At 67.5% G+C, this 24,725-nt stretch carries 24 protein-coding genes and 1 tRNA gene; 19 read left to right on the top strand and 6 right to left on the bottom strand.

The features are described 5' to 3' along the window. The first annotated feature begins 31 nt into the window (after positions 1–31). From IEX13_RS03135 to IEX13_RS03110, 6 genes are all read left to right on the top strand, one after another. Positions 32–673 carry a winged helix-turn-helix domain-containing protein gene (locus IEX13_RS03135; RefSeq protein WP_188661213.1) on the top strand — a complete coding sequence of 214 codons (642 nt, stop codon included), beginning with the start codon at positions 32–34 and terminating at the stop codon, positions 671–673. Positions 674–724: 51 nt separating this feature from the next. After that, on the top strand, positions 725–1,894 hold the full coding sequence (locus tag IEX13_RS03130; protein ID WP_188661211.1) for a M23 family metallopeptidase: 1,170 nt from the start codon (positions 725–727) through the stop codon (positions 1,892–1,894). Between the two features lie 448 nt (positions 1,895–2,342). Continuing rightward, the gene (locus IEX13_RS03125) at positions 2,343–5,384 is read left to right on the top strand and encodes a CheR family methyltransferase (protein ID WP_188661209.1); all 3,042 of its coding nucleotides are present in this window, start codon (positions 2,343–2,345) and stop codon (positions 5,382–5,384) included. 122 nt (positions 5,385–5,506) lie between these two features. Continuing rightward, positions 5,507–7,585 carry a hybrid sensor histidine kinase/response regulator gene (locus tag IEX13_RS03120; RefSeq protein ID WP_188661207.1) on the top strand — a complete coding sequence of 693 codons (2,079 nt, stop codon included), beginning with the start codon at positions 5,507–5,509 and terminating at the stop codon, positions 7,583–7,585. Further along, on the top strand, positions 7,582–8,430 hold the full coding sequence (locus tag IEX13_RS03115; protein ID WP_188661204.1) for a response regulator: 849 nt from the start codon (positions 7,582–7,584) through the stop codon (positions 8,428–8,430). The genes IEX13_RS03120 and IEX13_RS03115 overlap by 4 nt, the downstream gene beginning before the upstream one ends. Continuing rightward, positions 8,427–9,158: a Crp/Fnr family transcriptional regulator gene (locus tag IEX13_RS03110; protein WP_188661202.1), complete on the top strand. Its 732-nt coding sequence runs from the start codon at positions 8,427–8,429 to the stop codon at positions 9,156–9,158. The genes IEX13_RS03115 and IEX13_RS03110 overlap by 4 nt, the downstream gene beginning before the upstream one ends. On the opposite strand, the gene IEX13_RS03105 is transcribed toward IEX13_RS03110, so the two are convergent. Beyond that, positions 9,155–9,730, bottom strand: a complete 576-nt coding sequence (locus tag IEX13_RS03105) for a chemotaxis protein CheB (RefSeq protein WP_188661199.1) — start codon at positions 9,728–9,730, stop codon at positions 9,155–9,157. The genes IEX13_RS03110 and IEX13_RS03105 overlap by 4 nt on opposite strands. Positions 9,731–9,804: 74 nt before the next feature. After that, the gene (gene chrA, locus IEX13_RS03100) at positions 9,805–10,989 is read right to left on the bottom strand and encodes a chromate efflux transporter (RefSeq protein ID WP_188661196.1); all 1,185 of its coding nucleotides are present in this window, start codon (positions 10,987–10,989) and stop codon (positions 9,805–9,807) included. A 114-nt stretch (positions 10,990–11,103) separates the two neighbouring features. On the opposite strand from chrA, the gene IEX13_RS03095 reads away from it, so the two are divergent. From IEX13_RS03095 to cysK, 10 genes are all read left to right on the top strand, one after another. Continuing rightward, complete coding sequence (locus IEX13_RS03095; protein ID WP_188661193.1) at positions 11,104–11,430, top strand: ArsR/SmtB family transcription factor; 327 nt, start codon at positions 11,104–11,106, stop codon at positions 11,428–11,430. Then, positions 11,427–12,431 (top strand): ArsJ-associated glyceraldehyde-3-phosphate dehydrogenase, encoded by a 1,005-nt coding sequence (locus tag IEX13_RS03090; protein ID WP_188661190.1) that lies wholly within the window; start codon positions 11,427–11,429, stop codon positions 12,429–12,431. Before IEX13_RS03095 ends, IEX13_RS03090 begins: the two co-directional genes overlap by 4 nt. Continuing rightward, positions 12,428–13,645: an organoarsenical effux MFS transporter ArsJ gene (gene arsJ, locus IEX13_RS03085; RefSeq protein WP_188661187.1), complete on the top strand. Its 1,218-nt coding sequence runs from the start codon at positions 12,428–12,430 to the stop codon at positions 13,643–13,645. The genes IEX13_RS03090 and arsJ overlap by 4 nt, the downstream gene beginning before the upstream one ends. Positions 13,646–13,721: 76 nt before the next feature. Continuing rightward, on the top strand, positions 13,722–14,261 hold the full coding sequence (locus IEX13_RS03080) for an RNA polymerase sigma factor (protein ID WP_188661184.1): 540 nt from the start codon (positions 13,722–13,724) through the stop codon (positions 14,259–14,261). 51 nt (positions 14,262–14,312) lie between these two features. Further along, positions 14,313–14,732, top strand: coding sequence for an HvfA family oxazolone/thioamide-modified RiPP metallophore (locus tag IEX13_RS03075; protein ID WP_188661181.1), 420 nt, complete (start codon positions 14,313–14,315; stop codon positions 14,730–14,732). 10 nt (positions 14,733–14,742) lie between these two features. After that, entirely contained in the window at positions 14,743–15,597 is an 855-nt protein-coding gene (locus IEX13_RS03070) for an HvfB family MNIO-type RiPP peptide maturase (protein ID WP_188661178.1), read from the top strand. Beyond that, a complete protein-coding gene (locus IEX13_RS03065) occupies positions 15,584–16,363 on the top strand; it encodes an HvfC family RiPP maturation protein (protein WP_188661175.1) in 780 nt (259 codons plus the stop codon). Before IEX13_RS03070 ends, IEX13_RS03065 begins: the two co-directional genes overlap by 14 nt. Continuing rightward, positions 16,363–17,016: an HvfX family Cu-binding RiPP maturation protein gene (locus tag IEX13_RS03060; protein WP_188661172.1), complete on the top strand. Its 654-nt coding sequence runs from the start codon at positions 16,363–16,365 to the stop codon at positions 17,014–17,016. Before IEX13_RS03065 ends, IEX13_RS03060 begins: the two co-directional genes overlap by 1 nt. 55 nt (positions 17,017–17,071) lie before the next feature. Continuing rightward, complete coding sequence (gene rnt, locus IEX13_RS03055) at positions 17,072–17,680, top strand: ribonuclease T (RefSeq protein ID WP_188662977.1); 609 nt, start codon at positions 17,072–17,074, stop codon at positions 17,678–17,680. After that, positions 17,677–18,639 carry a cysteine synthase A gene (gene cysK, locus IEX13_RS03050; RefSeq protein ID WP_188661170.1) on the top strand — a complete coding sequence of 321 codons (963 nt, stop codon included), beginning with the start codon at positions 17,677–17,679 and terminating at the stop codon, positions 18,637–18,639. Before rnt ends, cysK begins: the two co-directional genes overlap by 4 nt. Before the next feature lie 20 nt (positions 18,640–18,659). Here cysK and IEX13_RS03045 read toward each other — a convergent pair whose 3' ends face one another. The 4 genes from IEX13_RS03045 to rnr form a co-directional block, all read right to left on the bottom strand. Beyond that, a complete protein-coding gene (locus tag IEX13_RS03045; protein ID WP_188661167.1) occupies positions 18,660–19,130 on the bottom strand; it encodes a DUF1036 domain-containing protein in 471 nt (156 codons plus the stop codon). Between the two features lie 68 nt (positions 19,131–19,198). Further along, positions 19,199–19,498, bottom strand: a complete 300-nt coding sequence (locus tag IEX13_RS03040) for a CBU_0592 family membrane protein (RefSeq protein ID WP_188661163.1) — start codon at positions 19,496–19,498, stop codon at positions 19,199–19,201. Then, on the bottom strand, positions 19,495–20,250 hold the full coding sequence (gene rlmB / locus IEX13_RS03035; RefSeq protein WP_188661161.1) for a 23S rRNA (guanosine(2251)-2'-O)-methyltransferase RlmB: 756 nt from the start codon (positions 20,248–20,250) through the stop codon (positions 19,495–19,497). The genes IEX13_RS03040 and rlmB overlap by 4 nt, the downstream gene beginning before the upstream one ends. A gap of 22 nt (positions 20,251–20,272) precedes the next feature. Next, the gene (gene rnr / locus IEX13_RS03030) at positions 20,273–22,771 is read right to left on the bottom strand and encodes a ribonuclease R (protein WP_188661159.1); all 2,499 of its coding nucleotides are present in this window, start codon (positions 22,769–22,771) and stop codon (positions 20,273–20,275) included. A 128-nt stretch (positions 22,772–22,899) separates the two neighbouring features. Between rnr and IEX13_RS03025 the strand changes: the two genes are divergently transcribed. The 3 genes from IEX13_RS03025 (at position 22,900) to IEX13_RS03015 (ending at position 24,725) form a co-directional block, all read left to right on the top strand. After that, a tRNA-Leu gene (locus IEX13_RS03025) sits at positions 22,900–22,984 on the top strand. A 172-nt stretch (positions 22,985–23,156) separates the two neighbouring features. Further along, the gene (locus IEX13_RS03020; RefSeq protein ID WP_188661157.1) at positions 23,157–24,392 is read left to right on the top strand and encodes a tyrosine-type recombinase/integrase; all 1,236 of its coding nucleotides are present in this window, start codon (positions 23,157–23,159) and stop codon (positions 24,390–24,392) included. Between the two features lie 66 nt (positions 24,393–24,458). Next, complete coding sequence (locus IEX13_RS03015) at positions 24,459–24,725, top strand: hypothetical protein (RefSeq protein ID WP_188661155.1); 267 nt, start codon at positions 24,459–24,461, stop codon at positions 24,723–24,725.

Raw genomic sequence — 24,725 nt, 5'->3', positions numbered from 1 at the left:
AACGGGTGAAATTTTCCATGATATTTCACCCATGGCGACCTTCCGAAAACCCAAGGACCCACCGGCGTACACCGCCGTCGAAACGCCACGCCAGCTGCGGGCACTTGCCTCCACGCTGCGACAGGAACTGGTCGACCTGGTGCAGGCACTGGGCCAGGCATCGATACCCGAACTGGCAGCGCAGTTGCAGCGACCTGCGGACGCGCTCTATTACCATGTACGTGCGCTTGAACGCGCCGGCCTTCTGGTGACGGTCGGCAGCCGACAGCGCGGCCGGCATGTCGAGAAGCTTTATTCCACGCCCGAGCCGGCCAGTCGGCTGAAGCTGCGGTACCGCAGCGGCAAGCCCACCGCAACCAAACCTCTGCGGGACCTGGTGGCCTCGATGCTGCGCGGCGCCCGCCGCGATTTCGACCGCGCCATCGCCGACCCCGACTGCGTGCTCGACGGTGAGTTGCGTGAGCTCTGGGCCGGTCGCGCCGTGGGTTGGGTGACACCTTCGGAGCTGCGCCGGCTCAACCAACTGCTGGAAGAAGCGGGCGCGCTGCTTTCGTCGGCACGCAGTCCCGCCCGCAACCGCATGTATGCCCTGCAGTTCCTGCTGTCCCCGTCGGACCTCCCTCGCAGACCTGCCCCGCCTATGAAGCGTGGGCGCAAGTCCATCCAAACCTGAGCGACGGCCCACAAGCTGGCTGGCCGCCCCATGCACCCCCGGAGTCCCACCATGAACCTGCCCCCGAAATTGCTCGCCCTTGCGCTCGCCGCGCTGCTGCCATCGGCCGCCGCGGTTGCCACCGACCTGGACATCCGCTTTCACCCGTCCGCTGCCGTCTGGTCTTATCCGCTTGAGGACGCCCGCAGCCTCAACGGCGTACTGGTGCAGAACACCGCCTTGGTCAATCGCGAAGATCATCCGGTCACCGTGCAGGGCGTCGAGGTGCAGGCCCTGCGCCAGGGCCAGGTCCTGTCCAGCGTGCGCCTGGGTGCGCCCGAATTGGCGAGGATGGCGGCCCAGGGCCAGGCCATGTCGCAGGCAGGCATGCTGGATGCGCTGGCCTTCCAGTTTGCGCCGGAACACCTGTTGGGCACCGGTACGCCCCTGGCGGCGACGGCGACGCTCGCACCGGGCGAGGCGCTGATGCTGCCGCAGCAGTTCGTTGCCTACCGGGGGCCCGGAGACACCCTGCGGGTGGTGATAACGACCCAGGGCGACCCGACGCCGAGTGTCCGCGAACTGCCGATCCGGAACGGGCAGGCCCCCGGCGAATTCCGTTTCCCCTTGGAAGGACGCTGGTTCGTCGGGGCCGCGGCCAGTGCCCACGGCCATCACCGCTGGGTGGTGCCGCAGGAGTTCGCGCTGGACATTTCCCGCCTGGGCGAAGGCGGACTGACATACCGCGGCGATGGCAGCCGCATGCAGGATTACCACGCCTACGGGGCCACCGTGCTGGCCAGCGCGGATGGCGAAGTGGTGAAGGCGGTGGACGGTATCGCCGACAACGTGGCGATGTTGCGAGCTCCCGGTGAAGCCCTTCCGGACTACATTGGGCGCCTGCACGAGAGCCAGGCGCAACTGCTCGCCGGCGGCCTGGACCAGATCTCGGGCAATCATCTTGTTATCCGCCACGCCGAGGGCGTCTACTCGGTTTACGCACACCTGTCGCCGGGCAGCCTGAAAGTGGCCGTGGGGGACCGCGTGCAATCGGGACAGGCCATCGGCCTTCTCGGCGGGTCGGGCAACTCCACTGAGCCACACCTGCACTTCCACCTCTGCGATGGCCCCGATCCTTTGCAATGCGCCGGCCTGCCCGTAGCCTTCAGCAACATCGAATTGCCGTTCAGCGAGGCGCCGCGCAGCCTCCAGAGCGGCGACATGGTCGATACCCATCGGTGACCCGGATGCGCAAGACGATGCTGAAGCATCTACCTGCTGGCCTATCGCGGTTACGGGGCCAGCGACGGCGCGCCGCGTGAATCCCTGCTGTTCGAAGATGCGCTGGCGCGTGATCGCTACGACTCGGCGCGCCACCTGGCCGAGTTCAATGGCCCCGTGATGGTGCTTCAGGCCGCCAATGACCGTGTCATCCCCGCGGCCAGCACCCGGCGGCTCGTCGCTTCATTGCCGCGTCCGCCACGCCTGAGAGTGCAGGAAGGCGCCGACCACGACTCCGCGCTCACGACCGAGGCGGAATGGGACGCCCTCGTCCGGTTCCTGGAGGATGTCTCCAGGTAAGCGACCTGCGCTTTCGCGGGATTTCCATCTCCTCCCAAGCCAAGATGCAGCCGGGCCGGCAAGGTGTAACCTGTCCCAAAGGCACTCTTTCAGCTGCCGGGATGGAAGCATGGCCACCGGCAAGACCAGCAAGAACAAGCGCCCCGTGTCCATCGCGGCCGGGGTCGGTGCGGCCGCCACGGCGGACAGCCCGGAATCGCCTCCCGATGCGGCTTTCCCGGTGGTCGGCATCGGTGCGTCGGCGGGCGGGCTGGCGGCGTTCGAGGCCTTCTTTTCCGGCATGCCCGCGGGCGGGGAGCCGGGCATGGCCTTCGTGCTGGTCCAGCACCTGGCCCCCGACCACAAGAGCCTGCTCACCGACCTGATCCGGCGCTACACACCCATGCAGGTCTTCGAGGTCGATGACGGCATGGTGGTGCAGCCCGACTGCGTTTACATCATTCCGCCCAACCACGACATGGCGTTCCTGAACGGAACGCTTCAGCTGCTTGAACCTTCGTCCCCGCGTGGCCAGCGGCTGCCGATCGATTTCTTCTTCCGGTCCCTCGCCCAGGACCTGGGCCAGCGCGCGATTGGCATCGTTCTCTCGGGCACCGGCAGCGATGGCTCCCAGGGCGTGCGCGCCATCAAGGGCAGCGGCGGCATGGTCATGGTGCAAAGCCCGGACTCCACCGAGTTCGACGGCATGCCGCTCAGCGCCATTGCCACCGGCCTGGTGGACTACCAGCTGCCCCCGGCCGAGATGCCCGCCCGCCTGGCTGCCTTCGCCAAACATGCCTTCGGCCAAACGCGGGTTCCGGCCGCGGTTGAAACACCCCTGGCCGAAACCACGCTCAAGAAGATATTCGTCCTGCTCCGGTCCCAGACCGGGCACGACTTTTCCCAGTACAAGCCCAGCACCATCAACCGCCGCGTCGAACGGCGCATGGCCGTGCACCAGATCGACCTGCTGGAGAGTTACGTGAGGTTCCTGCAGCAGACGCCAGCCGAAGTCGAGGCGCTGTTCCGCGACCTGCTGATTGGCGTCACCAATTTCTTCCGCGACCCCGACGCCTTCAAGGTGCTTGAAGAACACGTCCTGCCCAAGCTGTTCGCCAACAAGCCGGTGGGCTCGGCCATCCGCGTCTGGTGCGCCGGCTGTTCCACCGGTGAAGAGGCCTATTCGATCGCCATCCTGCTGCGCGAATGCATGGAAAGGCTGAAACAGCACTACGCCGTGCAGATCTTCGCCACCGACATCGACAGCCGCGCCATCGCCACGGCCCGGGCCGGCATTTACCCGGCCAGCATCGCCGCCGACATCAGCCCCGAACGGCTGGCCAGGCACTTCAGCGCCGACGCCGACGGCAGCACCTACCGGGTGCACAAGAGCCTGCGGGACATGCTGGTGTTCTCCGAACACGACATCATCAAGGACCCGCCGTTCTCCCGTCTCGACCTCCTCACCTGCCGCAACGTGCTGATCTACCTGAACGTATCGCTGCAGAAGAAGATCATCCCGCTGTTCCACTACGCCCTGCAGCCTGGCGGCGTGCTTTTCCTGGGCACGTCCGAAGGCGTGGGTGAGTTCAGCGAATCCTTCGCCGTGCTCGATCGCAAGGCAAAGATCTACCAGCGCAAGCACTTCGCGCCGACCAGGGAGCGCGGCGGGGTGGGCCGGCTGCTGCCGCCGATGGCGGCGATGGAGCCGATGCCCGCGCCCAGGGCCGGTGGCCAGCGGCCAGCCAGTCCGGCCAAGCTGCCCATGCGCGAGCTCACCGAGCAGGCGCTGCTGCGCCAGCTCGCCCCCACCAGCGCACTGGTCAATGAACAGGGCGACATCTATTACCTGTACGGCCGCACGGGCATGTTCCTGGAACCGGCTCCCGGCGAACCCGGCACCAGCAACATCCTGAAGATGGCCCGGGAAGGCCTGCGGCGCGAACTCGCCAAGGCACTGAAGAAGTCGGCCAGCAACCGGGAAACCGTGCGCTGCCCCGGCCTGCGGGTGAAAACGAACGGGCACTTCACTTTCACCGACCTGACGGTTTGCCCGGTTCCCGTGCCAACGGGGGCCTGTCTCTACCTGGCCATCCTGGAAGACGCGCCGGAGCCGGAAGCCCCGACGCAGGCGGCCGCGCAGCCGGGCACGCCAGGCACGGCCGGCACCCCGGAAACGGAGACCGATGCCGAAATTCGCATCTCGGAACTCCTGGCCGAGCTGCGCAGCAAGGACGAAGCCCTTCGAAGCGCCCAGGAGGAACTGGACATCTCGACCCAGGAGCTGAAGTCCTCGATCGAGGAAATGCAGTCGGTGAACGAAGAACTTCAGTCCACCAACGAGGAAATGGAGACCTCGAAGGAAGAGCTGCAGTCGGTCAACGAAGAACTGAACACCGTCAACATCGAGCTGCAGACCAAGGTTGCCGACCTGTCGCGGGCCAACAACGACATGAACAACCTGCTGGCCGGCACCGGCATCGGCACCGTGTTCGTGGACCACGACCTGCGCATCCTGCGTTTCACCCCGGCCGCCAGCGCCATCATCAACCTGATACAGGGCGACATCGGCAGGCCGGTCAGCCACATCGTGTCGAACATGGTCGGCTACGACAGCCTGTCGGCGGACGTGCGCGAAGTGCTGGACTCGCTGACACCCAAGGCGGTGGACGTGCGCACCACCAACGGCAAATGGCACACGATGCGGATCCTGCCCTATCGCACCCTCGACAACGTGATCGAAGGCGCGGTCATTTCGTTCATCGACATCACCGAAGCGGTGCAGATCCGGGAGCAGCTGCACAAGGCGAACGAGCACCTGCGCCTGGCCGTGGTCGTGCGCGACGCACACGATGCGATCACGGTGCAGGACCTCAGCGGCCGCACCCTGGCCTGGAACCCCGGTGCCGAACGCATGTACGGCTGGACCGAAGCCGAGGCGCTGCAGATGAACGTGAGGCAGCGCATTCCGGAGCCCCTGCGTGACAAGGCCCTGGCCACCCTGCGGCAGCTCAGCCAATCCGAGGTGATCGAACCCTACCTGACCGAGCGCCTCAACAAGAAGGGGTCGGTGATGAGCGTCTCCATCGTCTCCACCGCCCTGCTGGATGAGTCCGGCGAGATCTACGCCATCGCAACCACGGAACGGACCATGGCTGGGGAAGCACGGTGACCAACAAGCGCAAGCACGCCGGCCCACAAGGCCCGCCCGCGAAGGACGGCGCCGTGACCGCGATATCGCCACAGGCTCTGCGGCGGCAGGCGGAGGCGCGCCTGCTCAACACACCGGCTCCCATGCTGGCCGACATCGACTCGCTTAGCCAGGAAGAAGCCCGGAAGGTGCTGCACGAACTGCAGGTCCACCAGATCGAACTGGAGATGCAGAACGAGGAGCTTCGCGATGCCCACGTGGCCCTGGACTTCGAACGCGCCCGCTATTTCGACCTCTACGACCTGGCCCCGGTGGGCTACTGCACCGTCAGCAGGCAGGGCCAGGTGATCCATGCCAACCTCACGGCCGCCAGCCTTCTGGGAACGACCCGCAGCGAACTGCTGGGTCGTCGCTGGAGCCAGTTCATCCATGAGCTGGACGCCGACCGCTACTACCTGCAAAGCAGGAAGCTGCTCGGCAGCGGCGAATCCCAGTCCTGCGAATTCCGGATGGTCCGCAGGGACGGCCGCTCGCTGTGGGTGCAATGGTCGGCCACCACCTCGGTCAACCTGGAGGGTGAAACCGAGCTGCGGGAAGTCTTCAGCGACATCACCGCCCGAAAGGTGGCCGAACAGGCCCTGATCGAAAGCGGCGAGAACTACCACAAGCTGTTCACGTCCATCGACGAGGGGTTCTGCATCATCGAGATGGTCTTCGACCGGCAGGGCAACCCGGTCGATTACCAGTTCCTGCAGACCAACCCCAGCTTCGAGAAGCAGTCCGGCCTGCTCCGGGCAACGGGCAAGCGGATCCGTGAACTCGACCCCGGCATGGCGGAGCGCTGGTGCGAGATCTACGGCGAGGTGGCGCTGACCGGTGAACCGGTCCGCATGGTGGACGAGCCCCGGGAGCCCGGTGGCCACTGGTTCGACGTGCATGCCTCACGCCTGGGCGGGCCGGAAAGCCGCAAGGTCGCCATCGTGTCCAACGACATCACCGAGCGCATGCAGGTTGAGATCAGGCTTCGCGAGGCGAAGGCCGTGGCGGACAAGGCCAACCGGGCCAAATCGGAGTTCCTGTCCAACATGAGCCATGAACTCCGTACGCCGCTCAATGCGGTGCTGGGTTTCGCACAACTGATCAAGTCCGGCTCACCGTCGCCGACGCCTGTCCAGGAACGCAACGTCGACTACATCCTCAAGGCGGGCTGGTACCTGCTGGCGCTGGTCGACGAAATCCTGGACCTGGCGGTGATCGAATCGGGGCGGCCGTCGCTGGCCATGGATTCGGTGTCCCTGGACGAAGTCATGCGCGAATGCCAGGCCATGGTGGAACAACAGGCGCAGACCCGCGGGATTCGCATGCGTTTCCCCGTTGACCCCGCCCCGCTGCCGGTGCACGCCGACCGCAAGCGGGTCAAGCAGGTGCTGAACAACCTTCTCTCGAACGCCATCAAGTACAACCGTCCCGAGGGGTCGGTGCAGGTGGACTGGCTGGTGGCCGAGGACGGCCGGGTTCGCATCAGCGTTACCGACACCGGCCAGGGCCTGTCCGCCGACCAGATCGGCCAGCTCTTCCAGCCCTTCAATCGCCTCGGGAAGGAAGCCGGCCGCGAACAGGGCACCGGCATCGGCCTGATGGTGTCCAAACTCATCGTTGAAATGATGGGCGGCGCCATCGGCGTGCAAAGCACGGTCGGCGAAGGCAGCGTGTTCTGGCTTGAACTGAACCCGGCGACCGGCGCGCCCGGCAACGCAGTTCCTGCCCAGGACGAGTCCGCGCGCGCGATGCATGGACGCGTCTACGCACCACTGCGCAAGCTGCTGTACGTGGAAGACAACCCGGCGAACCTGGCCCTGGTGGAGGCCATCATCGCGCGACGGCCTGACATCCGGCTGCTGACGGCGACCGACGGCGACGCAGGCATCCTGCTCGCGCGCGCCAACCTCCCCGACGTCATCCTGATGGACCTCAACCTGCCCGGCATCGATGGCACTCAAACCATGAACGTGCTGGCCGGGGACCCGGCCACGGCGCGGATCCCGGTGGTGGCCCTGAGCGCCGACGCCAGCGCCGACAACATCGAGCGCGGCCTGCAGGCCGGATTTTTCGCCTACGTCACTAAGCCGATCAAGGTGGATGAATTCATGGACACGCTGGACAAGGCGCTGGCTTTCGACAGCGCCGCGGCGGGTCGCACAACCGGAAAGGAACGGCCATGAAGGTTTCGGAATCCGACATCCTCGCCGCCCGCGTCCTGCTCGTGGACGACCAGGAGGACAACATCGCCCTGCTCAGCCAGCTGCTGGGTGACGCCGGCTACACGCACGTGGAATCGACCACCAATCCGCAGGAGGTCTGCGCCCTGCATCGCAGGCACCCCTACGACCTGATCCTGCTCGACCTTCAGATGCCGCGCATGGACGGCTTCCAGGTCATGGAAGCACTCAAGACCAACGATGCCGACGACTACCTGCCGGTGCTGGTGGTCACGGCCCAGCCCGGCCACAAGCTGCGCGCCCTCGAGTGCGGCGCCAGGGATTTCATAAGCAAACCCTTCGACCTGGTCGAAGCCAGGACACGCATCCGCAACATGCTCGAGGTCCGGCTTCTGTACAGGAAACTCGAGGACCTCAACCGGGATCTCGAGGAGAAAGTGCAGGAGCGCACGGCCGAACTGCGCGAAAGCGAGGCTCGCTTCCGAAGCCTCACCGAACTGGCCACCGACTGGTACTGGGAGCAGGACGAACAGGGGCACTTCGGCAAGGTCTCGGGCCCGGTGCTGGAAATGCTGGGCCTGCAGGTCGAGCCCCTGGCCGCAGACGCGGCCGCCGCGCCGGCCAACGGGTGGGACGAGGCGGAGCGCAAGGCCTTGCTCGACGCCATCTCCGCGCGACAGCCCTTCCTGGACTTCCTGCTGCACCGGGTCAACGCCGATGGTTCGCGGCAACAGTTCCGCGTGAGCGGCGAACCCATGTTCAACCGGTCCTGCACCTTCATCGGCTACCGCGGCGTGGGCGTCGAGGTCCTGGCCGATGGCCACGTGCACGGCATCAAGCGGCGATGATCGCCCCCTGCCCCCTGGCCACAAAGAGCAGCCTTGGGCGCAACAGCCTGCTGGCGGCGCTGCCCGCGGCCGAACTCGACGCCCTGGCGGAACACCTGGTGCTGGTGCCGCTGAGGGTGGGCGAAACGCTTCATGGCCCCCATGCCCGTTCGCATTTCGCCTATTTCCCCACTACCGCGATCGTGTCCCTGCACTACCTGACCTGCTCCGGGGCCTCCTGCGAAGTCGCGGGGGTCGGCAACGAAGGCATCGTGTCGGTTCCGCTGTTCCTGGGCGGCGACTCCACCACGACCTCGGCCGTGGTGCAGACGGCGGGCCATGCCTACAGGATCGAGGCCCGCCTGCTCCGGGAGGCGTTCGGCGAGGCCGGCGAACTGCAGCGCTTGCTGCTGCTCTACACCCAGGCGCTGATCGTTCAGATCAGCCAGACCGTGGTCTGCACGCGGCACCACTCGATCGAACAGCAGCTGTGCCGCTGGCTGCTGATGACGCTTGACCGCCTGCCTTCAAGCGAACTGCTGATGACCCAGGAAATGGTCGCCGGCATGTTCGGCGTTCGCCGCGAGTCGATTACCGAAGCCGCGGGGAAGCTGCAGCGCGCCGGGTTGATCAGCTATCGCCGCGGCCATATTTCGGTGCTCGACCGGGCCGGCCTGGAGGCCAGTGCCTGCGAGTGTTACGCCCTGGTCCGGCGGGAAATGCACCGCCTGCTGGCAAACCCGGGCTAGGCTTCCGCGCTCGCGATCCGCACCAGCTCGACCGTGATTTCCTCGGGCGACAGGACCAGGTCGATGCAGCCACTGGCGATGGCGCTCTCGGGCATGTCCGGCTGTTTCGCCGTGTTCAGCGACTGGGCGATGGTGATGCCACCGATCTGCTGGATGCCGCACAGGGCGTCGGCGCCGTCGCCGTCGTAGCCGGACACGATGACGGCGACCAGCTTGCCGTCCCAGCAGCGGGTCAGGGAACGCAGGAACACCGTGATCACGTCTGGCCAGCCCCGGGGCTTGGAGATCGGCTTGAGGATGAATTCCCCGTCGGCGACATGCAGGTCGCGATTGGCCGGGATGATGTAGACGTGGTTGGGCTCGACGTCCAGCCTGTCGGTGATCAGTTCGACCGGCATGCGCGTGTAGCTGGGCAGGATTTCATGCAGCCGGGTCGGCAGGCTGCGCATGTGGTTGACGATGACGATCGCCGCGCCCAGGTCGGCTGGAAGATTCGTAAGCAGCCGGATATAGGCGTTCAGGCCGCCTGCCGAGCCACCCACGCAGACGATGGGAAACGTTTTCTCTCGCATGGTTCGACTCTACGCCGCATCTGCCCTGCCAGCGTGCGGTACACAACACATGCCGCAGCCGGGTCACCCGCGATTCACGCAGGGCCCGCCAGGAATTGAAGCACGACGTGGCTGCCCACGAGGGCAGCCACCACCCACAGCACGTTGACCCGCCCGGACGCCAGCAGCGCCAGGCCCAGCACGGCCAGGGCCGCATCGGCACCACCGTGCACCCCCGCCGGCAGCACGATGCCCAGGAAGGCGGCCGCCAGCAGTCCCACCACCGCGGCATTGATTCCGGCGATGGCGGGAGGCGCCCACGACCGGCGCGCCAGGCCGGACCAGAGCGGCAAAAGAGCCGCCATCAGCAGCAGACCCGGAAGGAAAATCGCGAGCAAGGCAATCGTGGCGCCGGCCAGGGGCGCCTGCCCGGTCGGCACGATCGCGCCCAGGTAGGCCGCCAGCGCGAACATCGGCCCGGGCACCGCCTGCGCCGCGCCGTAGCCTGCCAGGAAGTCCTGCTCCCCGACCCAGCCCGTCGCCACCGTCGACTGCTCGAGCAGGGGCAAGACGACGTGGCCGCCGCCGAAAACCAGTGCGCCGGCTTCGTAGAAGGCGCCGGCCAAGGCCACTGCCGACGCCGGGCCACCCGCGACGGAAAGGGCCAGGACAAGGCCCAGCGCGAACACGGCAAGCAGCAGCCAGGCCATCCGCCGGCCGTAGCCGACGGCCAGTTCACCCGCGGGAAGGCGTGGCACCCGCCGGCACAGCCACAGGCCCAGGATGGCACCGGCCAGGATCACCACGAGCTGCCGCCAGGCGGGTCCACCGGCCAGCATCACCACCAGCGCAAGCCCGGCCAGTAGCGCGCGCGGAAGGTCCGGCACCAGGCTGCGGATCATGCCGGCCAGGCCATGCGCCACCACGACCACCGCCACTCCCTTCAGGCCATGCAGCACCGCCAGCGCCATGGGCCCTTCAAGACGCGGCGCCAGCAAGGCCAGCCCGAACAGCAGCAGCGCCGACGGCAGCGTGAATCCGATGAAGGCCAGCAGGCCGCCGGCCCAGCCACCGCGCAGCAGGCCCACCGCAAAACCCAGCTGGCTGCTGGCCGGCCCCGGCAGCGCCTGCGCGATGGCCAACAACTGGGCGAACGTGGCCTCCGACAGCCAGCCCCGCCGCACGACGAACTCTTCGCGGAAATAGCCCAGGTGCGCGATCGGACCCCCGAAGGACGTCAGCCCCAGGCGCAGGAAGGTGGTGAATATTCCGGAGGACATGCGCGGGCAGTCTAGCCGTCCCGTCCGCGCCCTTGGGCATGGCCCGGCGATTCCATCTGCACAGGCGCATGTCGTTGACTTGGAACGGTCAAATACTTTCATTATTCTGGAACAATGAAAACAACAGATGCCCTCGCTGCCCTGTCCGCCCTGGCCCAGCCGCACCGGCTGGCGATCCACCGCTGGCTGGTCGAACGCGCGCCGGAAGGCGCCTTCGCCGGCGAGATCGCCGAACAGCTGGACCTGCCGGCCACCACGCTTTCCTTTCACCTGAAGGCCTTGCAGCAGGCCGGCCTGATCGTGCCCGACCCGCAGGGGCGCTTCATCCGCTACCGGGCCGACCTGGACACCGTGCAGGGCCTGGTCGCCTACCTCACCGAAAACTGCTGCGGCGGCGACGCTGCCCGCTGCGCCCCCGCCCCCAGGAAAAACTGCCCATGACCCTGAAGATCGGCATCAACGGATTCGGCCGCATCGGCCGCCTGGCGCTGCGCGCCGCGTTCGGCGACAAGGACCTGCAGTTCGTGCAGGTCAACGACCCGGCCGGCGACGCGACCACCCTCGCCCACCTGCTGAACTTCGATTCCGTGCACGGCCGCTGGTCGCACGAGGCCACGGCCGAGGGCGAGGCCATGCTGATCGACGGCCAGCGCGTCCCGGTCACCTGCAACAAGGCCATCGCCGACACCGACTGGTCGGGCTGCGATGTCGTCATCGAAGCCAGCGGCAAGATGAAAACCACCGCCGCGCTGCAGGCCTACCTCGACCAGGGCGTCAAGCGCGTGGTCGTGACCGCGCCGGTAAAAGAGCCCGGCGTGCTGAACGTGGTGATGGGCGTCAACGACCACCTCTACGACCCGGCCGTGCACCGCATCGTCACCGCGGCCTCGTGCACCACCAACTGCCTGGCGCCCATCGTGAAGGTCATCCACGAAGGCCTGGGCATCCGCCACGGCAGCATCACCACCGTGCACGACCTGACCAACACCCAATCCATCCTCGACCAGCCGCACAAGGACCTGCGCCGCGCCCGCGCCTGCGGCATGAGCCTGATCCCCACCACCACCGGTTCGGCCACCGCCATCACCGAAATCTTCCCGGAGCTCAAGGGCCGGCTGAACGGCCACGCCGTGCGCGTACCGCTGGCCAATGCCTCGCTCACCGACGCGGTGTTCGAGGTCAGGCGCGAAACCACGGTCGAAGAAGTGAACGCGCTGCTCAAGGCCGCCGCCGAGGGACCGCTGAAGGGCATCCTGGGCTTCGAAATCCGCCCGCTGGTGTCGATCGACTACCGCACCGATCCGCGCAGCAGCATCGTCGATGGCCCGTTCACGATGGTCGTGGCCGGCACCCAGGTGAAGGTCTTCGCCTGGTACGACAACGAATGGGGCTACGCCAACCGCACCGTCGAACTGGCCCGCAAGGTCGGCGCCGGCGGATGAACCCGCTGACCCGCCAGTACCTGCTGGTGACGGCCAACTACTGGGCCTTCACCCTCACCGACGGCGCGCTGCGCATGCTGGTGGTGCTGCACTTCCACCAGTTGGGCTATTCCCCGCTGCAGGTGGCGATGCTGTTCGTGTTCTACGAAATCTTCGGTGTTGTCACCAACCTGGTCGGCGGCTGGCTGGGCGCGCGCCTGGGCCTGAACCGCACGATGAACCTGGGCCTGGTGCTGCAGGTCGGTGCGCTGGCGATGCTGGCCGTGCCCGCGGCGATGCTGGCCGTTCCCTGGGTGATGGCGGCGCAGGCCTTGAGCGGCATCGCCAAGGACCTGAACAAGATGAGCGCCAAGGGCAGCATCAAGCTGCTGGTGCCCGGCGACCACCAGGCCCGCCTTTACCGCTGGGTGGCGCTGCTGACCGGCTCGAAGAACGCGCTCAAGGGCGTGGGCTTCTTCCTCGGCGCACTGCTGCTGGCCTGGCTGGGCTTTGCCGGTGCGGTGCTGGCCATGGCGGCGGCGCTGGCGCTGGTCTGGGTGGGCAGCCTGCTGTTCCTGCAGGCCGACCTGGGGCGTGCCAAGGCCAAGCCGAAGTTCCGGGAACTGCTGTCCAAGAGCCCGGCCATCAACCGGCTGTCGGCGGCGCGGCTGTTCCTGTTCGGGGCCCGCGACGTCTGGTTCGTGGTCGCGCTGCCGGTGTTCCTGGCCGAGGTCCTGGGCTGGCCGCACGCGCAGGTCGGCGGCTTCATGGCGCTATGGATCATCGGCTATGGCGGCGTGCAGGCCCTGGCCCCGGCCATCACCGGCCTGCGCCGGGGGCCGGTGCCCGACGGCCGCGCCGCCTTCGGCTGGGCCCTGCCCCTGGCCGCCCTGGCCGCGGGCATGGCGGCGGCGCTATGGGCCGGCTGGCCGGCCCAGACGGTGCTGGTGACCGGCCTGCTGGTATTCGGCGTGCTGTTCGCGCTGAACTCGGCCCTGCACAGCTACCTGATCGTCAGCTATGCCCGCGAAGACGGCGTCTCCCTGGACGTGGGCTTCTATTACATGGCCAATGCCGGCGGCCGCCTGCTGGGAACGGTGCTGTCGGGCGCGGTTTACCAGGCCTGGGGCCTGGCGGCCTGCCTGGCCATCTCGGCGGCCTTCGTGCTGGTGGCGGCCCTGGTTTCCCTGGGCCTGCCGCGGCACGAGCGCGCCGCGCCGGCGACGATAAAATAAACGGCGCCTGAACAGATCGACCTCCCCGCGCATCCTTTCACCTGCGGCTAGCCACTTCAGGGGTATGACCACAGCAATGTGCCCCAGCCCGCCGACCCCCGCCGCCGCAAAGCCCTGGCAGGACGACCTGCACGCGGCCCGCGCCGGCGACTGCCTGGCCCTGGAGCGGGTGCTGGCCCGTTCGCGCCAGGACCTGCGGCGCTACGCCGAACACCACTGCGTGGTGAACGACGTCGAGGACGCCGTGCAGGAGTCGCTGTTCACCGCTTCACGCAAGCTGGCCGACCTGCGCCAGCTCGAATCCTTCACGTCCTGGCTGTTCCGCATCGTCAAGCGCGAATGCAACCGCATGAAACGCGGCTGGCGCAGCCTGCGGCAGGAAGAGATCACCGAAGACATCGCCGGCCCCTGCGCGCAGGCGCCGGCCGGGCTGGCGCGCGACCTGGCGGCGGCGCTGGAGTCGCTGCCGCCGCACTACCGCGAAATCATCCTGCTGCGCGACGTGCAGGGACTGACCATCGGCGAACTGGCCGACACCCTGGCCCTGACCCGCGAAGCCACCAAGGCGCGCCTGCACCGGGCGCGTGCACTGGCGCGCGAATACCTTCAGGATTAAACCCGCGGGTCCGCCCGCATCACTGCAAGCAACCCAAGAGGGAGCCACACCATGTCCAAGAAGACCCTGAAACCCGTCGTCCTCGCCGCCAGCGCCGCGCTGCTCGGTTCGATGGCCCTGTCCACTTCCGCCTTCGCCATGGATTCCCTGGCGCAGGGTTACCTGCTTTCCGCCAGCGACCACAAGGGCGAAGAAGGCAAGTGTGGCGAAGGCAAGTGCGGTTCCGACAAGGCCGAAGAAGGCAAGTGCGGCGAAGGCAAGTGCGGCTCCGACAAGGCCGAGGAAGGCAAGTGCGGCGAAGGCAAGTGCGGTTCCGACAAGGCCGAAGAAGGCAAGTGCGGCGAAGGCAAGTGTGGCGAGGGCAAGTGCGGTTCCGACAAGGCCGGCGAGAAGGCCGAGGAAGGCAAGTGCGGCGAAGGCAAGTGCGGCTCCGACAAGGCCGAAGAAGGCAAGTGCGGCGGCAACGCCTGATCGTCCGGTGATGTCCGCGCGCACGCTCCCTCGAACGGCTGCGGGCCTCGGCCTGCGGCGGACCCTGCTGGGTCCGCTGCAGGCAGCGGCGCCGGGTGATTTTGATTTCCTGGAATGTGCGCCGGACAACTGGATCGGCGTGGGCGGGCGCTTCGGCGCCGCCCTGCGCGACCTGAGTTCCCGGCACCCGCTGGTCTGCCACGGGCTGTCGCTATCGCTGGGTTCCACCGACCCCTTCGACGACACCTACCTGCGCAAGCTGCGGCGGTTCCTGGACGAACACCGGGTGCCGATCTTCAGTGAACACCTGAGCTACTGCAGCGACCAGGGCCAGCTCTACGACCTGCTGCCGATTCCGTTCACCGAAGAAGCGGTCCGGCACGTCGCCGGGCGCATCCGCCAGGTGCAGGAAGCCCTGGGCCGGCGCATCGCGGTGGAGAACATCTCGTATTACGCCGCGCCCTACCAGGCGATGCCCGAGATCGAATTCATCAATGCGGTGCTGGCCGAGGCCGACTGCGACCTGCTGCTGGACGTCAACAACATCTACGTCAACGCCATCAACCACCGCTACGACGCGCGCGACTTCCTGGGCAAACTGCCCGGCGAACGCATCGCCTATTTCCATATCGCCGGCCACTACGACGAGGCCGACGACCTGAAGGTCGACACCCACGGCGCGCCGGTGAAACCCGACGTGTTCGCGCTGCTCGACGACGCCTGCCGGCGCTTCGGTCCGCGGCCGACCCTGCTCGAGCGCGATTTCAACATCCCGCCCTACGCCGACCTGGTGGCCGAACTGGGCCAGGTGCGTGCCGTTCTGGACCAGCACGCCGCGTCCGCGGACCGCCATGCCCGCGCCTGACCGCCTGCGCGAACAGCAGGCGCGCCTGGCCGCGCACGTGCGCGACCCCGAGCACCAGGCCCCGCCGCCCGGCATCGAGGACCGGCGGCTGAAGGTTTACCGCGAACTGTTCTACAACAGTTTGCAGGGCCTGCTGGCCGCCAACTTCCCGGTGATCCGCAGGCTGCTGGCCGACGACCGCTGGCACGCGCTGGTGCGTGACTTCTATCGCGACCACCGCTGCAGCACGCCGCTGTTCCCGGAGCTGCCGCGCGAATTCATCCAGTACCTGCAGGAGCGCGAGGATCCGGACGATGCCGACCCGCCCTGGCTGGTCGAGCTGGCGCACTACGAATGGGTGGAGCTGGCGCTGGACCTGAGCGAAGCCAGCGACGGGCAAACCCCGCACGACCCCGACGGCGACCTGCTGGCCGGCGTGCCCGTGCCCTCGCCCCTGGCCTGGCCGCTGGCCTATGCCTGGCCGGTGCACCGCCTGGCGCCGGACTACCAGCCCACCGAAGCGCCGGGCGCCCCGACCCTGCTGCTGGTGCGCCGCGGCGCCGACCTGCGCGTGCATTTCCATTCGCTCAGCCCGCTCACCTTCCGCCTGCTGCAGCGCCTGTCCGAACAGCCCGGCCTGGCCGGCCGCGCCCAGCTCGAAGCCCTGGCCGCCGAAGCGTCCGCGCCCGACGTGGCCGCCTTCGTCGCCGACGGCCGCCGCATGTTCGACCAGCTTCGCCGCGACGGCGTGCTGCTGGGCACCCACCCCGATCCGGAGACCCGCTGATGGCCCACGATTCCACCACGCGCTGGCTGGCGCTCACCGAACGCCTGGAAGGCACCGGCCGATGGCTGGCGCCACTTGGCCTTCGCCTGCTGCTGGCCTGGGAATTCTGGGAAGCGGGCATGCAGAAGCTGCGCGGCGACAACTGGTTCGCCGGCATCCAGGACAAGTTCCCGGCGCCCTTCAACCTGGCGCCCGTGGACCTGAGCTGGACCCTGGCGACCTGGGCCGAACTGCTGGGTGCCGTGGCACTGCTGCTGGGCCTGGGCACGCGTTTTTTTGCTTTCACGCTGCTGGTGCTGACGGCGGTGGCGACGGTGTCGGTGCACTGGCCCGCCGACTGGGGCAGCCTGTCCGAGCTCTGGCGCGGCTATGCGATCACCGACAAGGGCTTTGGCAACTTCAAGCTGCCGCTGCTGTTCATGGCCATGTTGCTGCCGCTGGTTTTCCACGGCGCCGGCCGCTTCAGCCTCGACGCGCTGCTGGCCGCGGGCAGCGGCACCACGCCGCGCCAGCCGCTGGCCGACCCCCAGGCCTGGGCGCTGGCGCTGGCCGTGATGGCGTTGCCGGCGCTGATGCTGGTGCCGGTGGCGGGGCTGGTGCTGGCGATCCTGGCGGTGCTGCTGCTGGCGGCAGGGTGGCTCTGGCCGGCCTGAGCCCCCGGCGGGCCCTGTTATCCTGCGCGGCATGGAAAACAGCCCCCCGCCGCGCATGCCCGAGCGATTCCGCGGCTTCCTTCCCGTGGTCGTCGACGTCGAAACCGGCGGTTTCGACTGCACGCGCCACGCGCTGCTGGAAATCGCCGCGATTCCGATCGAACTCGACGACGACGGCTACTACGTGCCCGGCGAAGTCGCCACCAGCCACGTCGAGCCCTACGAGGGCAGCGAAATCGACCCCAAGTCGCTGGAAATCACCGGCATCCGCCTCGACTGCCTGCTGCGCGGCGCCCTGCCCGAACGTGAAGCCCTGGACCACGTCTTTGCCAAGGTGCGTGCCGCGGTGAAACGCAACGGCTGCCAGCGCGCGATCCTGGTTGGCCACAACGCCCACTTCGACCTCGGTTTCCTGAACGCTGCGGTGTCGCGGGTGGGACACAAGCGCAATCCTTTCCACCCCTTTTCCACCTTCGATACGGTTACGCTGGCCGGCATGGCCTATGGCCAGACCGTGCTCAGCCGGGCCGTGCAGGCCGCCGGCCTGGCGTGGGACGGCGACCAGGCGCATTCGGCGGTGTACGACACCCAACGCACGGCCGAATTGTTCTGCGCGGTACTCAATACATGGCGGCGGTTTTCCGTGAAGGAGTCAGGCTCATGATCCACGACAGCATCCTGGGCACCGTCGGCGACACGCCGATCGTGCGCATCAACCGGCTGGCCCCCGAAGGCGTGGCGATGTACGCCAAGCTGGAGTACTTCAACCCGATGTCGTCGGTGAAGGACCGCCTGGCCACGGCGATCATCCTCGACGCCGAAGCCTCGGGCGCCCTGCAGCCCGGCCAGATGGTGGTCGAGGCCACGTCGGGCAACACCGGCATCGCCCTGGCGGCGGTCTGCGCGGCGCGCGGCTATCCCTTCGTCGCCTTCATGGCCGAAACCTTCTCGATCGAGCGGCGCAAGCTGATGCGCGCCCTGGGCGCGAAGGTGATCCTGACCCCGGCGGCCGAACGCGGCAGCGGCATGGTGAAGCACGCGAAGGCGTTCGCGGAAAAACACGGCGCCTTCCTGGCCCGGCAGTTCGAGAACCCAGCCAACCCGGCCTGGCACCGCGCCACCACCGGCCCGGAGATCCTGCAGGATTTCGCCGGCAGGCGGCTGGACTGGTTCGTCACCGGCTACGGCACCGGCGGCACGCTCACCGGCGTCGGCGAAGTACTGAAGCTGGCGCGCCCCACCCTGAAGATTGCGGTCACCGAGCCCGAGGGCGCGGCCCTGCTTTCGGGCAGCGACTGGCAGCCACACAAGATCCAGGGCTGGACGCCGGACTTCATCCCGGACGTGCTCAACCGCGACATCTACGACCTGATCGTGCCGGTGAACGACGTGCTGGCGCGCGACACCGCGCGCGACCTGGCCACCCGCGAAGGCATCTTCTGCGGCATTTCCGGCGGCGGCACCTTCGCCGCGGCCCTGGAGGTCGCCCGCACCCTGGACCCGGGCAGCGTGGTGCTGGCCATGATCCCGGACACCGGCGAACGCTACCTGAGCACCTTCCTGTTCGAAGGCATCAACGAAGGCAGCGACGACGACTGGCTGGCTTCGCTGCCGGCGGGCTGATCACCCGCCGGGCCGGCGGCTCAGGGATCGAGGTTCCAGGTGTAGGTGCCGGGTTCCTGCGTGCTGGCGGCCACGAACTTGCGCACCTCCTGGTGCTCCGCGCAGTAGTCGGAGCTGCCCGAATAGAAGTTGTAGGGCCCCGGGTACTCCACGCACAGCGTGTGGTTACCCGCCCAGCGGCGGTCGCTTCCCACTACGTCGGCATAGAAGTAGAAATTGGCGTTGGAGGTTTCGACCAGGTTCTTGCATTCGCCATCGTTCACCCGGAACCAGCCACGGTTGTAAAACCGGGTCTGGTCAACGGGAACGTAGGATATGGCCACGAGAGCGTCCTTGCCGCTGCGATTGCATACCCGCAGTTCGATGACCGCTGGCTCGGCGGACGTCGTGCTTTCATCGTCCTCGCCCCAGCCGCCGCCATACTGCGCCGACGCGGACGACGCCAGCACAGCGCCAAGCACCGCCAACGCGGACCAAGTGAGTTTGTTCATTTCGGATCCCCCCGGATGTCCGGCCCGAAGGTAACAAGGTCCGGCGCTCCCGAAAAGAGGAAGACGTCTCAGTCCGGGCCGGACGCGCCAGCCTGGGGCCTTCGCGAGAACCGGGCCCGCAGGCCCCGCCACAGCCCGTAGAGGCTGATGACAATCCACGCCAGCTGCATGATGGTGGCGGAGATGACGTCGCGGAAATCCGGACCTGCCGCGAAGATCGAGATCAGGATGAAGATCGCGCCGAACAGGTTGGCCAGCTGGTAGCCCAGCGAATCGCCTTTGAGCTTGCCGGCCTGGAGCAGGAAGAACGCGCCCAGCACAAAGGCCACGCCGGCCAGTCCCACGAAGTCATACCACTGCAGGCTCATTGCTGGACTCCCCGTTGGCGAACGACTTCGAACAGCGCCACGCCGGTGGCGACCGAGACGTTCAGGCTTTCCATTTCACCCGGCATCGGGATGCGCACCAGGCCGTCGCAGGTTTCGCGGGTAAGCCGGCGCATGCCTTCGCCTTCGCCGCCCATCACCAGTCCGATGTTGCCGGTGAAGTCGGTGGCGTGGATCGTCGCCTTGGCTTCGCCGTCGAGGCCATAAAGCCAGACGCCCATTTCCTGCAGCGCCCGCATGGTGCGCGCCAGGTTGGTGACGCTGACCACCGGGATGCGGTCGGCGGCGCCGGCCGAGGTCTTGCGCACGGTGGCGTTCACCGGTGCGGCCTTGTCCTTGGGGATCACCACCGCGGTGACCCCCGCGGCCGCGGCACTGCGCAGGCAGGCGCCGAGGTTGTGCGGGTCCTGAACGCCGTCGAGCACCAGCACCAGCGCCTTGCCGGCGGCGGCTTCGACCAGGCCGGGCAGTTCCTTTTCGTCGGTGGCCTTGGCCGCTTCGTAGCGGGCCACCGCGCCCTGGTGGCGCAGGCCGCCGGCGATGCCTTCGAGCGACTGCAGCGCCACCCGGCGCACCGGGACGTCGCGGCGGCGGGCCGTTTCCTCGATTTCGGTGATGCGCGGGTTCTTGCTGCCGGCCTCGAGCAGGACCTCGCGCACGTGCTCGAGGTCGTGTTCCAGCGCCGAGGCCACGGCATTGATGCCGGCGACCCAGTTGTCCTTCCTGGTGCTCATGTCCGTTCTTTCCTCGGCAGGCTCAGTGCGAGCCGGCCTTCTTCTTTTTCTTTGGCGCGCCTTCCGGCACCACCAGCCTGAAATCAATGCGCTTGTCCTCGACGCTGGCCTTGAGCACCAGCACCCGCACCGGGTCGCCCAGGCGGAAGCGCAGGCCGGTGCGTTCACCGGACAGGCTGCGCCGCAGCGGGTCGAAGTGGAAATAATCGTGCGGCAGCTGGGTCACGTGCACCAGGCCATTGACCTTGGAGCCGGCCAGTTCGACGAACAGGCCGAAGTTGGTGACGCCGCTGACCACGCCGTCGAACTCGTCGCCGACGTGTTTTTCCATCCAGGCGCTGCGGTAACGTTCGTCCACCTCGCGCTCGACTTCGTCGGCGCGGCGTTCGCGTTCGGAGCAGTGCACCGACAGCGACGCCATTTCCTTGGCCGAATAACGGAAGCCGTCCGGGCCGCCGCTTTCGAGCAGGTGCTTGATGGCCCGGTGCAGCAGCAGGTCCGGATAACGCCGGATCGGCGAAGTGAAGTGCGAATAGGCGTCCAGCGCCAGGCCGAAGTGGCCCAGGTTCTCGGTCTGGTACACGGCCATGGACTGCGAACGCAGCAGCACGGTTTCAAGCAGGGCGGCGTCGGGGCGAACGCGGATCTTGCGCAGCAACTGCGTGAAGTCGCGCGGCTGCACCTTGTTCCAGGGCGGCAGGCTCAGGCCGAACTCGGACAGGTACTCCAAAAGGTCGGCGTACTTGGCCTCGGGCGGCCGCGGGTGCACGCGGAACGGCGCCGGCACCTGCTTGGCGGTGACGAAACGCCCGGCTTCGACGTTCGCGGCGATCATGCATTCTTCGATCAGCTTGTGCGCGTCGTTGCGCTCGAGCATGCCGGCCTGGATGACTTCGCCGTCGTTGTCGAGCACGAAGCGGACTTCCGAGGACTCGAACTCGATGGCGCCGCGGCGCGAGCGCGCCTTCGAAAGCACCTTGTACAGCTGGTGCAGGCGCTGGAGCTGGGGCATCAGCGAACCGACCTGGGCGATGGCTTCCTTGCCGGCGTCGGTGTCGCCCTCGCCCACGGCCTTCCAGACCTGGGTGTAGGTCAGGCGCGCGTGCGAACGCATGATCGCCTCGTAGAACTTCGAGCGCACGACGTTGCCGTCGAAATCCACCTGCATGTCGCAGGCGAAACACAGGCGTTCGACCTTGGGCATCAGCGAACAGATGCCGTTGGACAGGGTCTCGGGCAGCATCGGCACCACGAAGCCGGGGAAATACACCGACGTGGCGCGCTTCACGGCCTCCTCGTCGAGCGCGGTGCCCGGGCGCACGTAGTGCGAAACGTCGGCGATGGCGACGATCAGGCGGAAGCCTTCGGCATTGGGCTCGCACCAGACGGCGTCGTCGAAATCCTTGGCATCCTCGCCGTCGATGGTGACCAGGGGCAGCTTGCGCAGGTCGACGCGGCGGCTGGCTTCGGCGGCCGGCACGTCCAGCGGCACCTCGGCGGCTTCGGCCAGCGCTTCGCGCGGGAACTCATGCGGCAGGTCGTGGCCGTGGATGGCGGCCTGGACCACCAGCGACGGGGTCAGGCGGTCGCCCAGGACCAGCAGGATGCGGCCGACCGGCGGACGGCCCTTCTCGGGCGGCTGGGTGATCTCGACCACCACCAGCTGGCCTTCGCGGGCGCCGTTGTTGTCTTCCGGCGGGATCAGCACTTCGGTCAGCACGCGGCGGTCGTCGGGGACCACCATGCCGATGCGCGCGCGTTCGCTGTAGCGTCCGGTCAGGCGGGTCAGGCGGTGTTCGAGTACTTCGACGATGGCGCCTTCGCGGCGGCCGCGGCGGTCGACGCCGGCGATGCTGGCCAGCACGCGGTCTCCATGCAGCGCCTTGCGCAGCTCGCCCGGGGGCAGGAACAGGTCTTCGCCGCCGTCGTCGCACTTCAGGAAACCGAAGCCGTCGGGGTTGGCGATGACCGTGCCGGCCACCAGGTCGAGCTTCTGGGCCACGGCGTAGCCACCGCGGCGATTGCGCAGCAGCTGGCCGTCGCGGACCATCGCGCCCAGCCGGCGCGACAGGGCATCGAAGCGGTCTTCGGCCAGCAGGTCCAGGGCCTCGCCGACTTCTTCGGCGGTCAGCGGGCCGGGGCTGTCCTGCAGCAGGTTGGCGATGGCCTCGCGGCTGGCGATGGGGTTTTCATAGCGGGCGGCTTCGCGCGCGGCCATCGGGTCCTTCAGGCCCGCGGGATGGCCGCCGGCGGCCTGGCCCGGGCGGCGGTCGTTGCCGCGGCGGGGCTTGCCGGCAGCCGTCGAGGGCGGACCGGACCGGCCTGGTTTTGCGGTACCGCCGGACTTGCCGCCGCGAGGCGGCTTTGGCGCCGCCGCAGCGGTTTCCGCGCGGGGTTTACGGGCACGTTTGGCGGCTTCGGGCTTGCCTTTCGCAGGCGCCTGTTCACGCATCGAATCGGGCATCCAGGGCGGGAGCGTGGCGCCCGGTGTCTTTTTCTTGCTCTTTGGGGCTTTTGTCATTCGGCCATGGTACACCGGGGCCCCTGACTGCCGGCGTCACGGCGGCCCGGGCTGGCCCCGGAGCCGTTGACAAAGCCAGGACCTGGCCTTAAATTACGCGGCTCTTGTCGCGCTGCGCCAAGACACCTGCCCAGGTGGCGGAATTGGTAGACGCACTAGTTTCAGGTACTAGCGGGTAAAACCGTGGAGGTTCGAGTCCTCTCCTGGGCACCATCGGATAGTTCGCGGCAGTTCGTACAAGGCCGCCGAAGTTCACTAAAACCCCGCTACGGCGGGGTTTTTTGTTGCTTTCGCGTTCGTCCCAGTTCGCCCCGGGACGCTTGCAGTCGGCCCGAATTAGGGGTAGAAACGCTGGTAAGTTAATTCGAGTCCAATTGGGGCGCCGATGGCCGCCAGGCTGACCGACACCGAGGCACGGACCGCAGCGCCCCGCGACAAGCTCTATCGCTTGTCCGCCGGCGAAGGCCTGACGCTGGCCGTGACACCTGCAGGCGCGAAGTACTGGCAGCTGCGCTACCGCTACGGCGGCAAGCCCAAGACCTACTCGATAGGCGTCTATCCCCTGGTGAGCATTGCGGAGGCGCGGGCGAAAGCTGCAGCGGCCAAGAGTCAGCTGCTCAACGGCATCGACCCTTCCGAGCACAAGCGGCAAAACAAGCTGGCCCTACGCCTGTCCGTGGCCCGCACCTTTGGCGACGCCGCGGCCCGCTGGGTCGAGCACAACACGCCGCGATGGAAGCCAGCCACCTTGGAAAAGGTGCGGCAGTACCTGGACAAGGATTTGCTGCCCCCGCTCGGCAAGCGGCCGCTGGCCAACATCACGCCGCTCGAGCTCGGCTTTGTGGTCGAGAAGATCGAGGCGCGCAAGGCTTTCAACGTGGCCAAGAAGACGCGGCAATGGCTTAGCGCGATCTTCGACTATGCGATCGCCAAGGGCTTGGCCGATGCCAACCCGGCCGAAAAGCTGGGCTCCGTGGCCACCTACGCGCCGCCCAGCGAGAACCATGCGCACCTGACCCTGGACGAGCTACCTGGCTTCCTGCGCGCCCTGGACGAATACCAGGGCTCTCCCTTGACCAAGGGCGCCACCTGGCTGGCCATCTGGACGGCGAACCGCCCAGGCGTCACGCGCACCCTGCGCTGGTCGGAGCTCGACCTCGACAACGCTTTGTGGACGATCCCTCGTGGCCGCGCCGGCATGAAGCGCGGCTACTCGCACCTGACGCCGCTCCCGCGCCAGGCCGTCGCCCTGCTCAAGGACCTGCACAAGCTCAGCGGCAGCTATGAGTACGTCTTCATCGGCCGAAACGACCCGCGCCAACCCATGAGCGATGGCGCGATCAATTCCGCGCTCAAGGTGATGGGCTACGGCGGCAAGCAAACCGCGCACGGCTTCCGCCACCTGGTAAGCACGGCGCTGAACGATCAGGGGTGGGAGGCCGACTGGATCGAGCGGCAGCTTGCGCACGGCGACCCGGACGAAATCCGCGGCACCTACAACAAGGCGCACTACCTGGACCAGCGCCGCAAGATGATGCAGGCCTGGGCCGACTACCTGGACAAGATCAAAGCGGGAGGCGAAGTACTTCCCTTCCGCAAGAAAACCGGCACCCGCCGGTAAAGCGGCCGGCCCAGGTGATTGCACCACCTGGGCCGGCCTCCACAACCGTTCAATAGGAGAACGATCATGGATACCAACAATTCTACCGCCAAGCTCACCACCGCCGTCGGCTTCGACGATTTGCCCGTTGAAGACGAATTCCTGATGGAAGTTCGGGCCGGGCTCGACGTCGATTTTGCGGAGCGCAAGGCCAGCTGCCTGGAAGGCTCAGTGCGGAGGCTGCTGCACATGGGCGTTGGGAATAACGGGCTTGATGCCGACACCCTATTCCTCTGCAGCTTCGCACTTGAGACCGCCTCGGCCTTGCGCCAGGCAGCTGGCCAGGAGGCCTAG

Origin of the sequence: Arenimonas soli (genome assembly GCF_014643775.1) — a bacterium.
Classification (GTDB): domain Bacteria; phylum Pseudomonadota; class Gammaproteobacteria; order Xanthomonadales; family Xanthomonadaceae; genus Arenimonas; species Arenimonas soli.
This window is presented reverse-complemented; position numbering and strand designations above follow the sequence as displayed.

Coding starts and splice junctions, on each gene's coding strand:
- IEX13_RS03135 (WP_188661213.1), top strand. CDS start 32: ATGGCGACCTTCCGAAAACCCAAGGACCCACCGGCGTACACCGCCGTC.
- IEX13_RS03130 (WP_188661211.1), top strand. CDS start 725: ATGAACCTGCCCCCGAAATTGCTCGCCCTTGCGCTCGCCGCGCTGCTG.
- IEX13_RS03125 (WP_188661209.1), top strand. CDS start 2,343: ATGGCCACCGGCAAGACCAGCAAGAACAAGCGCCCCGTGTCCATCGCG.
- IEX13_RS03120 (WP_188661207.1), top strand. CDS start 5,507: ATGCTGGCCGACATCGACTCGCTTAGCCAGGAAGAAGCCCGGAAGGTG.
- IEX13_RS03115 (WP_188661204.1), top strand. CDS start 7,582: ATGAAGGTTTCGGAATCCGACATCCTCGCCGCCCGCGTCCTGCTCGTG.
- IEX13_RS03110 (WP_188661202.1), top strand. CDS start 8,427: ATGATCGCCCCCTGCCCCCTGGCCACAAAGAGCAGCCTTGGGCGCAAC.
- IEX13_RS03105 (WP_188661199.1), bottom strand. CDS start 9,730: ATGCGAGAGAAAACGTTTCCCATCGTCTGCGTGGGTGGCTCGGCAGGC.
- chrA (WP_188661196.1), bottom strand. CDS start 10,989: ATGTCCTCCGGAATATTCACCACCTTCCTGCGCCTGGGGCTGACGTCC.
- IEX13_RS03095 (WP_188661193.1), top strand. CDS start 11,104: ATGAAAACAACAGATGCCCTCGCTGCCCTGTCCGCCCTGGCCCAGCCG.
- IEX13_RS03090 (WP_188661190.1), top strand. CDS start 11,427: ATGACCCTGAAGATCGGCATCAACGGATTCGGCCGCATCGGCCGCCTG.
- arsJ (WP_188661187.1), top strand. CDS start 12,428: ATGAACCCGCTGACCCGCCAGTACCTGCTGGTGACGGCCAACTACTGG.
- IEX13_RS03080 (WP_188661184.1), top strand. CDS start 13,722: ATGTGCCCCAGCCCGCCGACCCCCGCCGCCGCAAAGCCCTGGCAGGAC.
- IEX13_RS03075 (WP_188661181.1), top strand. CDS start 14,313: ATGTCCAAGAAGACCCTGAAACCCGTCGTCCTCGCCGCCAGCGCCGCG.
- IEX13_RS03070 (WP_188661178.1), top strand. CDS start 14,743: ATGTCCGCGCGCACGCTCCCTCGAACGGCTGCGGGCCTCGGCCTGCGG.
- IEX13_RS03065 (WP_188661175.1), top strand. CDS start 15,584: ATGCCCGCGCCTGACCGCCTGCGCGAACAGCAGGCGCGCCTGGCCGCG.
- IEX13_RS03060 (WP_188661172.1), top strand. CDS start 16,363: ATGGCCCACGATTCCACCACGCGCTGGCTGGCGCTCACCGAACGCCTG.
- rnt (WP_188662977.1), top strand. CDS start 17,072: ATGCCCGAGCGATTCCGCGGCTTCCTTCCCGTGGTCGTCGACGTCGAA.
- cysK (WP_188661170.1), top strand. CDS start 17,677: ATGATCCACGACAGCATCCTGGGCACCGTCGGCGACACGCCGATCGTG.
- IEX13_RS03045 (WP_188661167.1), bottom strand. CDS start 19,130: ATGAACAAACTCACTTGGTCCGCGTTGGCGGTGCTTGGCGCTGTGCTG.
- IEX13_RS03040 (WP_188661163.1), bottom strand. CDS start 19,498: ATGAGCCTGCAGTGGTATGACTTCGTGGGACTGGCCGGCGTGGCCTTT.
- rlmB (WP_188661161.1), bottom strand. CDS start 20,250: ATGAGCACCAGGAAGGACAACTGGGTCGCCGGCATCAATGCCGTGGCC.
- rnr (WP_188661159.1), bottom strand. CDS start 22,771: ATGACAAAAGCCCCAAAGAGCAAGAAAAAGACACCGGGCGCCACGCTC.
- IEX13_RS03020 (WP_188661157.1), top strand. CDS start 23,157: ATGGCCGCCAGGCTGACCGACACCGAGGCACGGACCGCAGCGCCCCGC.
- IEX13_RS03015 (WP_188661155.1), top strand. CDS start 24,459: ATGGATACCAACAATTCTACCGCCAAGCTCACCACCGCCGTCGGCTTC.